Source organism: Mesorhizobium sp. P160219 (assembly GCF_057786095.1).
In genome coordinates this window covers 5,930,271-5,942,538 of sequence record NZ_JBYNWG010000001.1, presented here as the reverse complement: position 1 = coordinate 5,942,538, position 12,268 = coordinate 5,930,271, and the positions used below count along the sequence as shown (strand labels likewise).

The following is a 12,268-nucleotide window of genomic DNA, read 5'->3' as shown; positions in this document are numbered from 1 at the left end:
CCGCTTCTCACCTCCAAGGGAAGAAGGATACCTTGTCGAGCGTGGCTTCGTCGACGTCGCGCGAGCGGCTCGACGAAGAACGTCAAGCAAGCCTCCGTTGCAGAGTTTTGCGCGAGATCGTCAGTCCATTGCTGGCAGGTACGCCAGGCGCGTCCCTGCCTTGTCAGCCCTTCGACTTCGGCTTCAGGCTGCTCTCGGCTTGCTTGACCGAGGAACCGAACGGGGAGGCGGCCTTGGCCACCACCTTGTCTTTCTTGGGCTTGCGAGTTTCGCGATTGCTGCGCTGCTGACCCTTGGCCATCTGTCTGCTCCTTCGTACGTGCTGGGTGGGTGCGGTGTCAGACGGCCGGGCTGTCGGGGACAGCCGGGGCGTCCGCCACTTCGAGGTTGTCTTCCGTGGTGACCCGCTCATAGGTCTCCTGCTCGCTGCGGATGCGATATTGCGGCGAGCCATCCTTGACCGGCAATCTGCTCTTGATCTGAAACAGCTCGGCGGTCTTCTGGGCGAGCCCGCTGCGGCTCTTCATGCGCACGGTCTGGCCGACGGCGAAGAGGTGCGAGGGCGTGTCGGTGCGCGGACGCGCATTCTGCTGGAAGCGGATCATGCTGCGTTCTCCTGGTCGCGCCTCAGCGCTGTTTCGAGTTCGAGGTAGTCGATGGCGACAAGCTGGCTGGTGGCCGGGTTCTTCACCGCCCTTGCCGGCAAATGGATGAAGGTGGCGACGCGACGCCAGGCAAGCCGCGACATGCCCTCGATCAGCTCTTCGTCGTGATCGATGTCATAGTCGCCGGCCGGCAGTTGCCCTTCCAGCCCGCTAAGCACGAAGGGTGCCGCGAAATGGGCGATGGAACGGGTGGTGCGATCCGGCATTGGCTTGGCTCTGGTTCGTCGATGCTTTCCGGCATCAACCGGGAACTCAACCATCGGCGATTGGAATGAGTTTGGCGGGTCGAGTATCTCCGACGCCGCTATATGCCAAGCTTGACCCAAAAAACGATCTCAGATCAATAATCCGAAATTGTTGGCTATTCAAGCTGATTTCCGCCACGGCTCGACCGGTATAAAAAATTTCTCGTATAAACCCCTAATAAATCTGCTATCGTGGAACAATATCAGCCAATTTCTTATTTAGAGCGCATCGGAATAATTATTCCGGTGCCCCTAAGATTATTTTTTACGAAAGGCAAAAATATATGAGATTCATGAAAACGCCGGATCGTCCGACCGCAACAATCGAGCCAATCGTCCTCTTCCCCAAGGCAATGTCAGTGCGCCTGACGATAAGAAGCGACGAAGCGGCACGGCGCAAGATTGCCGACACCGACGGCACGCAGCGGCGGGAGCGCCGGCTCGCCGAAAGCAACCGGTTGATTTGACCGGGCTGCGCTGCTTTGGGTTCAACCGCAGCAACACCTTGTCCGGACCGAAGAGGATATCCGGCGGCACCCTTGAATCTGTCTCTTCCATGCCTTAGGTCCGGCAAGCGGACAAACACGGCAGGTTTCCCATCAACAGAGATCAGAGAAGAGCGGCGGGTGCTGGAGCTGGCGGACAGGCGCCGCTGGGCCTCGACCAATATGTGCAGCAGGCGCTGCAGCTGCATCAGGCCGGGCGCCGGCAGGAGGCCGAGACGCTGTACCGGCAGGTGCTGGCGCGCAAGGCCAATCACCCGGCAGCGGCGCATTTCCTGGGCCTGTTGCTGCACCAGACCGGGCGCAGCCCCGAAGGGCTGGAGCTGATCGAGCAGTCTGTGCGTCTGCAGCCGAAGAATCCCGATTTCCTCAACAATCTCGGCACGGTGATGCGCGATCTAGGCCGCATTGCAGCGGCCGCCGATTTCTTCCGCGGCGCGGTCGATCTCAAGCCCGACCAGCTCGCGGCACGCGATAATCTGGGTTCGGCGTTGAAACAGCTCGGCCAGTTCGAGGCTGCGGAGGACATCTATCGCGGCACAATCGGGCGCAATCCCTTCCATGTCCGCGCCCGCATCGGGCTTGCCGAAACGTTGCAGGAAGCCGGTCGTCTGGACGAGGCGCTGGCGACCTTTCGCGAGGCGCTGACGATCCGGCCCAGGGATGCCGACCTGTTGCACGGGCTCGGCGTCGGGCTGATGGAAAAAGGCAAGCTCGATGAAGCGGCGGACCTGTTTCGGCAGGCGTTGGCGATCACGCCAGGCATGGCAAAGGCCTGGCTGATGCTGACGCAGGTCAAGCGCCAGAAGGAGCGCGACGCCGAACTCGCCGGCATGGAGGCCCAGCATGCCAAGGCGCCGGCCGACAGCCTGGCGCGCATGCAGCTGTCCTTCGGTCTCGGCAAGGCCAATGACGATTTGAAGGACTATAACAGGGCCTTCGACTATTTCGCTGAAGGCAATGCGATCCGCCGCAAGGGCATCGATTATGATCCGGTCAGGACGCGGGCCGAATTCGAGGCGATGAAGACGGTGTTCAACGCCGGCTTTTTCGAAAAGCACAAGCCAAGTGCAATCTCCGACGACACGCCGATTTTCGTCGTCGGCATGCCGCGCTCCGGCACCACGCTGGTCGAACAGATCATCGCCAGCCATCCACAAGTCTATGGCGCGGGCGAGCTCAGCATGTTGAAAACCGCCGTCGGCAAGCAATTTCCGCTGACCATGCCGGGAGGTTTCCCCTGGGGACTGGTCGATGTATCCGACGCGGAGTTTGCGGAGGCGGGCCAAGCCTATCTCGACATGCTGCATGAGCGCTATCCCAACTTCAGGCATGTCACCGACAAGATGCCCGGCAACTTCCTGCTCATCGGCTTCATCCATATGATGCTGCCGAAAGCCAAGATCATCCATTGCGCGCGCGATGCGGCGGCGACCTGCCTTTCGATCTACAAGGTGCATTTCCGCGGCGACAACCACCGCTACGGCTATGATCTGGGCGAGCTCGCCGATTTCCACAACATCTACACCGACATCATGGCGCATTGGCACGATGTTCTGCCGGGCGTCGTCCATGACGTGCGTTACGAGGATTTCGTGGCCGACCAGGAGGGACAGACGCGGGCGCTGATCGGGCATCTCGGCCTGTCCTGGGACGACAAGGCGCTGTCGTTCCACGAGACCGACCGCCCGGTGCGCACGGCCTCGGCCGCGCAGGTGCGCCAGCCGATGTATCAGGGCTCGGTCGATCTCTGGAAGCGCTATGGCGACAGGTTGAAGCCGCTGCTGGACAAGCTGGCCTGAGCAGCGGCTAAAGCTCGATGAAGGGCTGGAAGCCGCCGAAGATCATGCGCTTCATATCGAAGGGCATGGGCCCCGAATCGGGCGTCAAACGCGGATCGGCCATAACCTTGGCCATTACCGCGTCGCGGCTTTGCCTGGACGAATAGACGGCCCAGGCGAAGACGACGATCTCGTCGTCTTTTGCCTGAACGGCACGCGGAAACGAGGTCAACTCGCCATAGGGCACGTCGTCGGCGGTACATTCGAGGTAGGCGAGCGCTCCGTGTTCCTTCCATATCGGGCCTGCGAGGTTGGCCAGCTTCTTGTAGTCATCGATATTTGCCTTCGGCACGGCGAGCACGAAACCATCGACATAGGACATGAGGTTCTCCTTGGAGTATCTCACAAAGCTCCTTACCGGCGTCAGCCGGTGAGGAGCTTTGTCAGCGGTGGTCAGTCTTTCTTCGCCGGCGCGTTCATCGCCCATTCGACCCCGAAGGGGTCGCGCATGTTGCCCCACTGGTCGCCCCAGAACATCAGCTGCAGCGGCACTGCGACTTCGCAGCCGGCACCGACCGCGCGCTTCCACCAGCCATCGATCTCGTCGGCGCCGAGATGGAGCTGCATGGTATAGCCCTGCGGCTTGACGGCAGGCATGCCGTTTTCGGGGTAGAAATCGGAAATCATCAGCGTCGAGCCGTTGATGTGGAGATGGATGTGCATCGTGCGGCCCTGCTCATCGGGCGGATAGAAGAACACCTGTTCGGCGCCGAAAGCCTTCTTGTAGAATTCGGCGGCCTTGAAGGCGCCGTCCAGCTGCAGATAGGGGGTCAATCCACCGAGAACTTTCGCGGCCGGCTGAATGGGGGTCTGGTCGGTCATGTCTTGTTCCTCTTTGGGTTTGGTCTGGGCATTTGGTTTGGCCTTGCGAACCCTAGGACGAACGAGCCGGCCGCGATCCTACATGTCTGATGCGATTTTCTGGCGAAACGAACTTGCGTCGGCGGCGCCCAATCAGAGCGCAATGCTCGCTGTCAGCAGGCTAGAAAGGGGACTGCTCCTTTAACCCCGCTGAGACGACAATGATCCTCTATTACCAGACCCATTCGCCCTTTGCGCGCAAAGCGCTCGTCTTCGCCCATGAGGTCGGGCTTGCCGACCGGCTCGAGGTCATTCATCACGAGACCAGCCCGACCTTGCGCAATGCCAGTGTCTACGCCGAAAACCCGCTCGGCAAGGTGCCGGTGCTGCTGCGGCCGGATGCGCCGCCGCTCTTCGATTCCGATGTCATCTGCGCCTATCTCGATACGCTGCATGACGGCCGCAAATTGCTGCCGCAGGACGGCGAAGCGCGCTGGCAGGCGTTGCGGTTGCAGGCGGTCGCCCAAGGCCTGGCGCAGACGGGCATAGGCCTGCGCTGGGAGACGGAAAGGCGGCCCGAACAGTTGCGCTATGCAGCGCTTGCCGAAGGCTACCGGGAAAAAATCGAGGCCAGCTATGACTGGATCGAAAGCGCGCTGGACGACGAGACACCGCTCCATGTCGGCCATATAGCGCTTGCCACCACGCTGTCCTGGATGGCGTTCCGCCAGCTGCCGTCCTTTCGCGCGCGGGCGCGGCTGACGCGCTGGTTCGAGGCGTTCGAAAAGCGTCGATCGATGCAGGCGACGCCGCTGTCGGGCGATACGCATGACTGAGCAACGGTCGCCCCGCGGCGGCCTGCATCGATCTTTCCCGACCGCATGGTCAGGGCGCCCTGCAGATCCGCGGGCCGTTTTGCGCGTCGATGAGGATTTCCGGCCAGCCGATATCCTTGCGCAGTTCGATCGGCAGGGCCAGAAGCTCGCGCTCGCTGCGATAGCGGGCGCGGTTCTGTGCGTAACGGGCGGCGACGCGGCCTATGGATGACAGGATGGACATGATGCGTTCTCCTCAGATGAAGCCGGCATCATCGTGTCGGCATCCCAAGGACGCAGCAGGTTCAGGCGATCCGACAGAGCGCTGAAAATATTCTGGGAGATGAAACCATGGGCCGCAACACAGTGCGGCCCATGGTGGTAGTTCCTCAGCCCGCCGTTTCAGCCACTGAGCGGAAGAAATCCTCGGGGTCTTCGACTTCGGTCAGCTTCCGCTTGTCGATCAGCCAGAAGCGGTTGCCGATGGCGCGGATGAAGGAACGGTCGTGCGAGGCGAGCACACAGCTCGCCTGGTGCTTGAGCAGTTCCTCCTCCAGCGCTTCCTGGCCGTCGATGTCGAGATGGTTGGTCGGCTCGTCGAGCAGGTAGAAGTTGGGGTTGGCGAGTCTCAGCGCCAGCATCATCAGCCGCGCCTTCTGGCCGCCGGACAGCACGCCGATCTTCTTCTCCTGCATCTCAATGACAACGCCGGCGCCGGCAAGCAGCGAGCGGGCGCGTTGCTCGCCGACATCGTAGCGGTGCGAGACCAGGGCCAGCGGCGTGTCGTCGCCACTGATGCCGGCCAGCGCCTGGTCGCTGTAGCCAAGCACCGTCGACGGCGTCACCTTGACGTTCGGCACCGTGTCCGGCTCGGCGATGGCGTTGCGGATCAGATCGACGAAACGCGACTTGCCGACGCCGTTGCGGCCGAGCAGCACGATGCGGTCGCCCTGGCAGATGTGGCGCTTGCCGGTCTTGAACAGCAGCGTGCCGTCCGGCGTTTCCACTGCGGCGTCATCCAGCGTAATCAGCACCTTGGCATGGGTGCCGCGGTTGGCCAGCCGGATCGCGCCGGCCGATTTCTCGCGATGCGCCGATACCGCGGCGTCTTCCAGCTTCTCCGCCCGTTCCCTGAGTTGCTTGGTCTTCACCGTCAAAAGGTCGCTGCCGGAATTGATGCCGATGTTGTTGAGCTTGGCGGCCTGCTTGCGCAGTTGCTGCGCCACCTTCATGTCGCGCTCGAACCGGCGCGCCGTCGAGGCGTCCAATTCGTCCAGGGCCTGCCGCGCCCTGGAATAGGGCAGTGCAAACACCGGCGAGTCCTCCGGGCGCAAGAACAGCGTGCGGTTGGTGACGGCGTCGAGAAAGGCGCGGTCGTGACTGGCGATGACCACCGGCACTTCGCGCGGCAGGGCGTTCAGCCAGCTTTCCAGCTGGCTGATCTTAGCGAGGTCGAGATGATTGGTCGGCTCGTCGAGCAAAAGCACATCCGGATCGGTGACCCAGACGCGGGCGATCAGCGCCAGCCGCTGCCATCCGCCGCTCAGCGCCTGCATCGGCCGTTCGCGCATCGGCTCGGGCACGTCGAGCGAATCCAGCACCACGTCGACGCGCCACATCTCGCTGTCGGCCTGCTCGGCCGGCAAGGCATCGGCCACCACCTGATGGAAGCTGCGGCTGAGAAGGGCTGGCGGAACCGACTGCTCGACATGGCCGACACGCAGGCCGCGCGTGCGAGAAATGTCGCCCGAGGTCGGCTCCAGCGCGCCGGTCAGGCATTTAAGCAAGGTCGACTTGCCGCGGCCATTGGCGGCGACGATGCCGAGCCGGTCGCCGGCGCCGATGGTGAGGTCGAGATTGGAAAACAGCGGCGCACTCATGGTGACGCCGAGGGATTTGAGGCTGATCAGGGCCATTGCGATTTCTCTGGTCTTGCCGGAGACAACTCCGGATGCACTTTGACGGTGTGCTTGCCGGCCGTCAGGCTCAGCTTTGCGCACCACGAAGGGCAGACCAAAAAATCGAAACGGGAAAAAACCCGTGATGTCCCTGGTCAGCCCTGCAAGCGAACTCGCAGGGCAGAAATCGGGCCACGCTGACGATGGTGATCGATAGACACGCAGCCCTCCTTTCAAGACAAAACTTTGAGTGTGTGGAGCGATTACACCAAAGGCGGGGGTGGAGGCAAGTGGGCGGGTCGGTTGGCAATCGGCCGCTACTGTCACACGGGCCTCAGATGGCCTCCGCTCACTCCGTATTCCCTGTTTGGATCCAGCAGGAAATGTCCGAACACTGCGCTCCTGTGAAGATCAACAACGATCACAAGCAGGGCGTTGAACCTGCCGGTGCCAATCAGAACTTGATCGAACCGGTTTTGGGCATCCCGGTAGACATAGTGGACGTCGTTCAAATAGGGCAGGCCGATCTCATCGAGATCCAGCGCCTCGACATACGGCCATATGTCCACGGCAGCCTCTGCCTTGGCGGTGACGTTCGTCATGGGCTCGGCGAAGCAAGCCTTGAACTCGTCTTCCTGAAGTCTGCGCGTGACGATCATCACGCATTCTAGTGGCCGGCGTCGAAAATTCGCAACGGTGCAGCGGGTCGGTTCTTACCTTCTCCCCTTGTGGGAGAAGGTGGCCGAGCGAAGCTCGGTCGGACGAGGGGTGTTCCAGAAAACACCAACGTCTCACTCCGCTGGAACACCCCTCAACCGTCTCGGCGCTGCGCGCCGATCCACCTTCTCCCACAAGGGGAGAAGGGAAAGGGCGCTTACTTTCCTGGCCGTCCCGTCTTCCCCGGCCGCCGCTTATCACGACGCGCATCGCCTGGGTCCTCGTAGGAGCCGATGCCAGCACGCTGGCGAATGATTGGCTTGGGGGAATCGTCGCGATCCTTCGCGCCCCCCTCTGTCCTGCCGGACATCTCCCCCACTTGGGGGGAGATTGGGTTTGGCTTGGCCGGCAATTTTCCTTCGACCGGCTTTTCGGTCCGCCGCACGGTCATCTCGTCCAGCGAGTTTTTCTTGAACAGCGGCTTGGTGGCATCGCCCGGAATGCCGAAGTCGGAGCCGTGCGCCTCTTCGGCCGACTGTTTCTTGAACAGCGAGCGCGATACCGCTCCGGCCGGTGTCGGCATGTCGGTGCCTGGGCCCATGTCGTCGATCGAGGGCTTGGCGAACAGTGGCTTCTTTACCGGCACGGCGCCGTCGGCGCCCATTTCGTCGAGCGCCGGCTTGCGGAAGAGGTTGGACCGGGCAGCCCTGGCCGCCTCTTCGGCGGCACGTGCCTCATCGAACTTGCGGAACCGCTCCTGTTCCTCAGCCGTACGGTGCTTGGCCACGCCCTTGTTGTGCTTGCCCTTCTCGCGGCCCGAAACCGGGCTTTCCATGTCGGCATATTTGGCCAGCGGGTCTTCCGAGATGGACAGTTCCATCTCGCGCAGCCGCTTGATCTCGTCACGGATGCGGGCGGCCTTCTCGAAGTCGAGATTGGCGGCGGCGTCGCGCATCTGCTTTTCCATGGCGTCGAGATGAGCCTTGAGATTGTTGCCCATCATCGCACCGGCGCCGTCGGTGAACTGCGAGATATCGGCGCGGACATGGTCCTTCTCGTAGACCGAGTCCAGAATGTCGGAGATGCGCGACTTCACCGATTCCGGGGTGATGCCGTTGGCCGCGTTCCATTCCATCTGCTTTTCGCGGCGGCGGTTGGTCTCGGCCATCGCCCGCTCCATCGAGCCGGTGACCTGGTCGGCATAGAGGATGACCTTGCCGTCGACGTTGCGGGCGGCGCGACCGATGGTCTGGATCAGCGACGTCTCGGAGCGCAGGAAGCCCTCCTTGTCGGCGTCGAGGATGGCGACGAAACCGCATTCGGGAATGTCGAGGCCTTCGCGCAGCAGGTTGATGCCGACCAGCACGTCGAAAGCGCCGAGGCGGAGATCGCGCAGAATCTCGATGCGCTCCAGCGTGTCGATGTCGGAGTGCATGTAGCGAACGCGCACGCCTTGCTCATGCAAATATTCGGTCAGGTCTTCGGCCATGCGCTTGGTCAAAACGGTGACCAGCGTGCGGTAGCCGGCGGCCGTGGTGTCGCGGATTTCGCCGACGACATCGTCGACCTGGCTTTTCGCCGGGCGGACTTCGACCGGCGGATCGATCAGGCCGGTCGGGCGGATGACCTGCTCGGCGAACACGCCGCCGGCCTGTTCCATCTCCCAGGCGCCGGGTGTCGCAGAAACCGCGACCGAGAGCGGACGCATGGCGTCCCATTCCTCGAAGCGCAACGGGCGATTGTCCATGCAGGAGGGCAGGCGAAAACCATACTCCGCCAGTGTCGCCTTGCGCCGAAAGTCGCCACGATACATGCCGCCGATCTGCGGCACGGTGACGTGGCTTTCGTCGATGAAGACCAGCGCATCGTCAGGGATATATTCGAACAGGGTCGGCGGCGGATCGCCCGGCTGGCGTCCCGTGAGATAGCGCGAATAGTTCTCGATGCCGGCGCAGGAGCCGGTGGCTTCCAGCATCTCCAGATCGAAGCGGCAGCGCTGTTCGAGCCGCTGTGCCTCCAGCAGGCGGCCGGCGCGCTCGAGCTCGACCAGCCGGTGCTTGAGCTCCTCCTTGATCGACTTGATCGCCTGGTTCAGGGTCGGACGCGGCGTCACATAGTGCGAATTGGCGTAGATCTTGACGCTCTTCAGCTCGCCGGTCTTCTGGCCTGTGAGCGGATCGAATTCGGTGATCGCCTCGATCTCGTCGCCGAACATCGAGATGCGCCAGGCGCGGTCTTCAAGGTGAGCCGGGAAGATTTCGATCGTGTCGCCGCGCACGCGGAACGAGCCGCGCACGAAATTGATGTCCTGGCGCTTGTACTGCTGGGCGACGAGATCCGCGAGCAGAGCCCGCTGGTCGAGCCGGTCGCCGATCTGCATCTGGAAGGTCATCGCCGTGTAGGTCTCGACCGAGCCGATACCGTAGATGCAGGACACCGAGGCGACGATGATGACGTCGTCGCGCTCGAGCAGCGAACGCGTGGCCGAATGGCGCATCCGGTCGATCTGCTCGTTGATCGAGGATTCCTTCTCGATGAAGGTGTCGGTGCGCGGAACGTAGGCTTCCGGCTGGTAGTAGTCGTAGTAGGAGACGAAATACTCGACCGCATTGTCGGGGAAGAATTTCTTGAACTCGGAATAGAGCTGCGCGGCCAGCGTTTTGTTGGGCGCCAGGATCAAAGCAGGGCGCTGCGTCTGCTCGATCACCTTGGCCATGGTGAAGGTTTTGCCGGAGCCGGTGACGCCGAGCAGCACCTGAGTGCGATCATTGTTGTCGACGCCCTCGACAAGATCCTTGATGGCGGTCGGCTGGTCGCCGGCCGGCTCGAAATCCGACACCATCTTAATGGCGATGCCGCCTTCGGATTTTTCCGGGCGGGCAGGGCGGTGCGGCGTCCACAGCACGCCGTCCTTGTGCAGCGGGTTGCCGGATTCGATCAGCGCCGACAGCGCCGCGACCGTCGCGGTGACGCTGCCCGAGGCCATCGTCTCGGCGTCTTCCAGCGAGATGTCGAGACCGGCGACCGGGTTGAGGCCGGCGGCGGTGCGCTCGCGGGCCGTGGCCGCGCCGCCCATCGAGGTGCCGCGCGAACTGCGGCCGGGGGAGGTTGAGCGTTCCGGAATCTTCTTCGCCACCTTCGGCGGCTTGGCGCCGCCGGAACTACGCCCTTCCTTCTCGGCCTCCTGCTCTATCTGCTCGGCCCAATCCGCTATCGAGCCGCTCAGCGGCGTGCCGGTGAAGTCGGCCTGCGGCGCCTCTGCGAAGCCACCCTTGTGCAGAGGCTCCGAAGCATCGAGGAAATCGGTCAGCGGGCTGCGTCGCTTGGGCGGCGAAGCGCTGTTGTCACCCACCGTCGAGGGCGTCTTTTTATCAGAGAGTTTGGCCATGCCCTGAATATGGGCAGAGTCCGGCAAAATGGAAAGAGTGCAGTGGCACGGGGCCTGGAGGGAGCCGAAGCTCCTGACACAAGGGTGTCAGGAGCGCTGGCGCGCCGAACCGCTTCTCCTCAGTTAAACCATAGCGCGAAGGTCAAGAACCCACCGCCGCCGAACTGGCGCTGGATCTGGTCGAACTCGCCGCTGGTCACGATCTCACCGCTCTCGAGGTAGGGCGCGATGGCCGGGCCGGTAATCGACAGCACGAGGTCGAAAGGCTTCGGTTCTTCGAAGAAACGCTTCATGTTGATGCCCTGGCCGGTGCTGGCCGTGATGCGGAAATGCGGCAGCAGCTTGCGGCCTTCCAAAAGGTCTTCGGCCATGGTCAGAGTGGCGAGCCAGGCCTCGACCTGCTCCTCGCCGACTTCGAGCCCGGTGAGCGGGTTCTCGCCCTTCTGCTGCGGTCCCGGCAGCCATTCGCGGTCATTGTCGGTCTCGGCGCGGATCGCCTTCCAGTCCTGGCGCGACAGCCGGATCATTTCGAGCAGATGGCGGCGCGCCGCTTGACGTCGCTCGGGCTCGACCACCGGCCAATTGACGAGGTGAACCATGGAGATGAAATCGGCAATGCGCCATTCCGATGAGAAGATGCTGCTGCCCATGTCGCCGGCGGGAGGCACCAGAACGTCCTGCAGCGGCAGTTTGGCGCGCGGGAACAGCATGTGGAACGAGCCGTCGAACATGGTCCTGAAATCATGCGCCAGCCAGAAATCGGCCTGCGCCATCAGGAATTCGGCATAGCCCTGCAGCCAGAAACCGTCGGCCCGGTCGAAGCGGAATGTGAGCGAGGGAGCGGCGGCGTCCGACGAGATGCCGCCGCGCGACAGCGAGGCCATGATCGCGGCCATGCTTTCATCCGGCGCGATGGCACCGTCTTCGTTGAGATCGATGCCAGCATGGGTGAGGTCGACGACCATGCCGATATCGGCATCGGCGGGTACCGAGCCCAGAGTGGCCGCGGATGTCTCCAGCCGGTCGCGGAAGGCGACCAGAATGGCGCGGAACTGCTCATAGGTCAGCGGTTCGGGATCGGGATTGTCCGGAATTGGCAGCCGCATCAGCGGCAGCATGAAGGATTGCGGGCTTTCGAACCCGTGGCGGTGCAGACCGCCGGCGAGGATTTCCAGCGCGGTGAAGAATTCGCCGGCGCCGGCGGCATAGGCTGACGCCGGATCGCCTTTCGCTGCAGACTCAAGCGTTGTGAGCGCACGGTTGCGCTCGGTCACCGTTTTGGCCTCGAACAAAGCGGTTGCCGCTTCGGGCGCGGCGGCGCGGGCCGAAGATAGCGGCAGCAACAGGAGGAAGGCGGACGCCAGCAGGCCTGCAAAACGTGTCATCTCATCCCTCCACTATGCGATGCGCAGACATTACACGCATTTGGCGCCGTGTCTGCCGGCGGCAGTGTTT

At 62.8% G+C, this 12,268-nt stretch carries 13 protein-coding genes; 3 read left to right on the top strand and 10 right to left on the bottom strand.

Annotated elements, in window-relative coordinates:
• Positions 1–163: 163 nt before the first annotated feature.
• The 3 genes from AC3EMP_RS28745 to AC3EMP_RS28735 are packed head-to-tail and all read right to left on the bottom strand — an operon-like array spanning position 164 to position 871.
• A complete protein-coding gene (locus tag AC3EMP_RS28745) occupies positions 164–301 on the bottom strand; it encodes a hypothetical protein (protein WP_023683725.1) in 138 nt (45 codons plus the stop codon).
• 37 nt (positions 302–338) lie between these two features.
• Positions 339–605, bottom strand: coding sequence for a hypothetical protein (locus AC3EMP_RS28740; protein WP_023683726.1), 267 nt, complete (start codon positions 603–605; stop codon positions 339–341).
• Positions 602–871, bottom strand: a complete 270-nt coding sequence (locus AC3EMP_RS28735; protein WP_023701590.1) for a hypothetical protein — start codon at positions 869–871, stop codon at positions 602–604. The genes AC3EMP_RS28740 and AC3EMP_RS28735 overlap by 4 nt, the downstream gene beginning before the upstream one ends.
• 332 nt (positions 872–1,203) lie before the next feature.
• On the opposite strand from AC3EMP_RS28735, the gene AC3EMP_RS28730 reads away from it, so the two are divergent.
• Both AC3EMP_RS28730 and AC3EMP_RS28725 read left to right on the top strand, forming a co-directional pair.
• Positions 1,204–1,377: a hypothetical protein gene (locus AC3EMP_RS28730; protein WP_245260589.1), complete on the top strand. Its 174-nt coding sequence runs from the start codon at positions 1,204–1,206 to the stop codon at positions 1,375–1,377.
• 203 nt (positions 1,378–1,580) lie between these two features.
• Positions 1,581–3,215, top strand: a complete 1,635-nt coding sequence (locus tag AC3EMP_RS28725) for a tetratricopeptide repeat-containing sulfotransferase family protein (protein ID WP_352712024.1) — start codon at positions 1,581–1,583, stop codon at positions 3,213–3,215.
• A 7-nt stretch (positions 3,216–3,222) separates the two neighbouring features.
• On the opposite strand, the gene AC3EMP_RS28720 is transcribed toward AC3EMP_RS28725, so the two are convergent.
• On the bottom strand, positions 3,223–3,576 hold the full coding sequence (locus AC3EMP_RS28720) for a DUF1428 domain-containing protein (RefSeq protein WP_023711158.1): 354 nt from the start codon (positions 3,574–3,576) through the stop codon (positions 3,223–3,225).
• Positions 3,577–3,647: 71 nt separating this feature from the next.
• The gene (locus AC3EMP_RS28715; RefSeq protein ID WP_023691563.1) at positions 3,648–4,076 is read right to left on the bottom strand and encodes a VOC family protein; all 429 of its coding nucleotides are present in this window, start codon (positions 4,074–4,076) and stop codon (positions 3,648–3,650) included.
• A gap of 200 nt (positions 4,077–4,276) precedes the next feature.
• Between AC3EMP_RS28715 and AC3EMP_RS28710 the strand changes: the two genes are divergently transcribed.
• Positions 4,277–4,891: a glutathione S-transferase family protein gene (locus AC3EMP_RS28710; RefSeq protein WP_023672010.1), complete on the top strand. Its 615-nt coding sequence runs from the start codon at positions 4,277–4,279 to the stop codon at positions 4,889–4,891.
• Between the two features lie 49 nt (positions 4,892–4,940).
• Here the strand turns inward: AC3EMP_RS28710 and AC3EMP_RS28705 are convergent, their stop codons facing one another.
• From AC3EMP_RS28705 to AC3EMP_RS28685, 5 genes are all read right to left on the bottom strand, one after another.
• Entirely contained in the window at positions 4,941–5,114 is a 174-nt protein-coding gene (locus AC3EMP_RS28705; protein ID WP_023672009.1) for a hypothetical protein, read from the bottom strand.
• A 145-nt stretch (positions 5,115–5,259) separates the two neighbouring features.
• Positions 5,260–6,786 carry an ABC-F family ATP-binding cassette domain-containing protein gene (locus AC3EMP_RS28700; protein ID WP_352712026.1) on the bottom strand — a complete coding sequence of 509 codons (1,527 nt, stop codon included), beginning with the start codon at positions 6,784–6,786 and terminating at the stop codon, positions 5,260–5,262.
• Between the two features lie 305 nt (positions 6,787–7,091).
• Complete coding sequence (locus tag AC3EMP_RS28695; protein WP_023728225.1) at positions 7,092–7,427, bottom strand: hypothetical protein; 336 nt, start codon at positions 7,425–7,427, stop codon at positions 7,092–7,094.
• 215 nt (positions 7,428–7,642) lie between these two features.
• Complete coding sequence (gene uvrB, locus AC3EMP_RS28690; RefSeq protein WP_352712028.1) at positions 7,643–10,813, bottom strand: excinuclease ABC subunit UvrB; 3,171 nt, start codon at positions 10,811–10,813, stop codon at positions 7,643–7,645.
• Positions 10,814–10,932: 119 nt separating this feature from the next.
• Positions 10,933–12,198 (bottom strand): hypothetical protein, encoded by a 1,266-nt coding sequence (locus AC3EMP_RS28685; RefSeq protein ID WP_352712030.1) that lies wholly within the window; start codon positions 12,196–12,198, stop codon positions 10,933–10,935.
• Positions 12,199–12,268: the final 70 nt, after the last annotated feature.

Bases quoted from the DNA above. Each gene is read 5' to 3' on its own strand.
- AC3EMP_RS28695 (WP_023728225.1), bottom strand. From the start codon at position 7,427: ATGATCGTCACGCGCAGACTTCAGGAAGACGAGTTCAAGGCTTGCTTC.
- AC3EMP_RS28735 (WP_023701590.1), bottom strand. From the start codon at position 871: ATGCCGGATCGCACCACCCGTTCCATCGCCCATTTCGCGGCACCCTTC.
- AC3EMP_RS28745 (WP_023683725.1), bottom strand. From the start codon at position 301: ATGGCCAAGGGTCAGCAGCGCAGCAATCGCGAAACTCGCAAGCCCAAG.
- AC3EMP_RS28715 (WP_023691563.1), bottom strand. From the start codon at position 4,076: ATGACCGACCAGACCCCCATTCAGCCGGCCGCGAAAGTTCTCGGTGGA.
- AC3EMP_RS28710 (WP_023672010.1), top strand. From the start codon at position 4,277: ATGATCCTCTATTACCAGACCCATTCGCCCTTTGCGCGCAAAGCGCTC.
- AC3EMP_RS28705 (WP_023672009.1), bottom strand. From the start codon at position 5,114: ATGTCCATCCTGTCATCCATAGGCCGCGTCGCCGCCCGTTACGCACAG.
- AC3EMP_RS28720 (WP_023711158.1), bottom strand. From the start codon at position 3,576: ATGTCCTATGTCGATGGTTTCGTGCTCGCCGTGCCGAAGGCAAATATC.
- AC3EMP_RS28740 (WP_023683726.1), bottom strand. From the start codon at position 605: ATGATCCGCTTCCAGCAGAATGCGCGTCCGCGCACCGACACGCCCTCG.
- AC3EMP_RS28685 (WP_352712030.1), bottom strand. From the start codon at position 12,198: ATGACACGTTTTGCAGGCCTGCTGGCGTCCGCCTTCCTCCTGTTGCTG.
- AC3EMP_RS28700 (WP_352712026.1), bottom strand. From the start codon at position 6,786: ATGGCCCTGATCAGCCTCAAATCCCTCGGCGTCACCATGAGTGCGCCG.
- AC3EMP_RS28730 (WP_245260589.1), top strand. From the start codon at position 1,204: ATGAAAACGCCGGATCGTCCGACCGCAACAATCGAGCCAATCGTCCTC.
- uvrB (WP_352712028.1), bottom strand. From the start codon at position 10,813: ATGGCCAAACTCTCTGATAAAAAGACGCCCTCGACGGTGGGTGACAAC.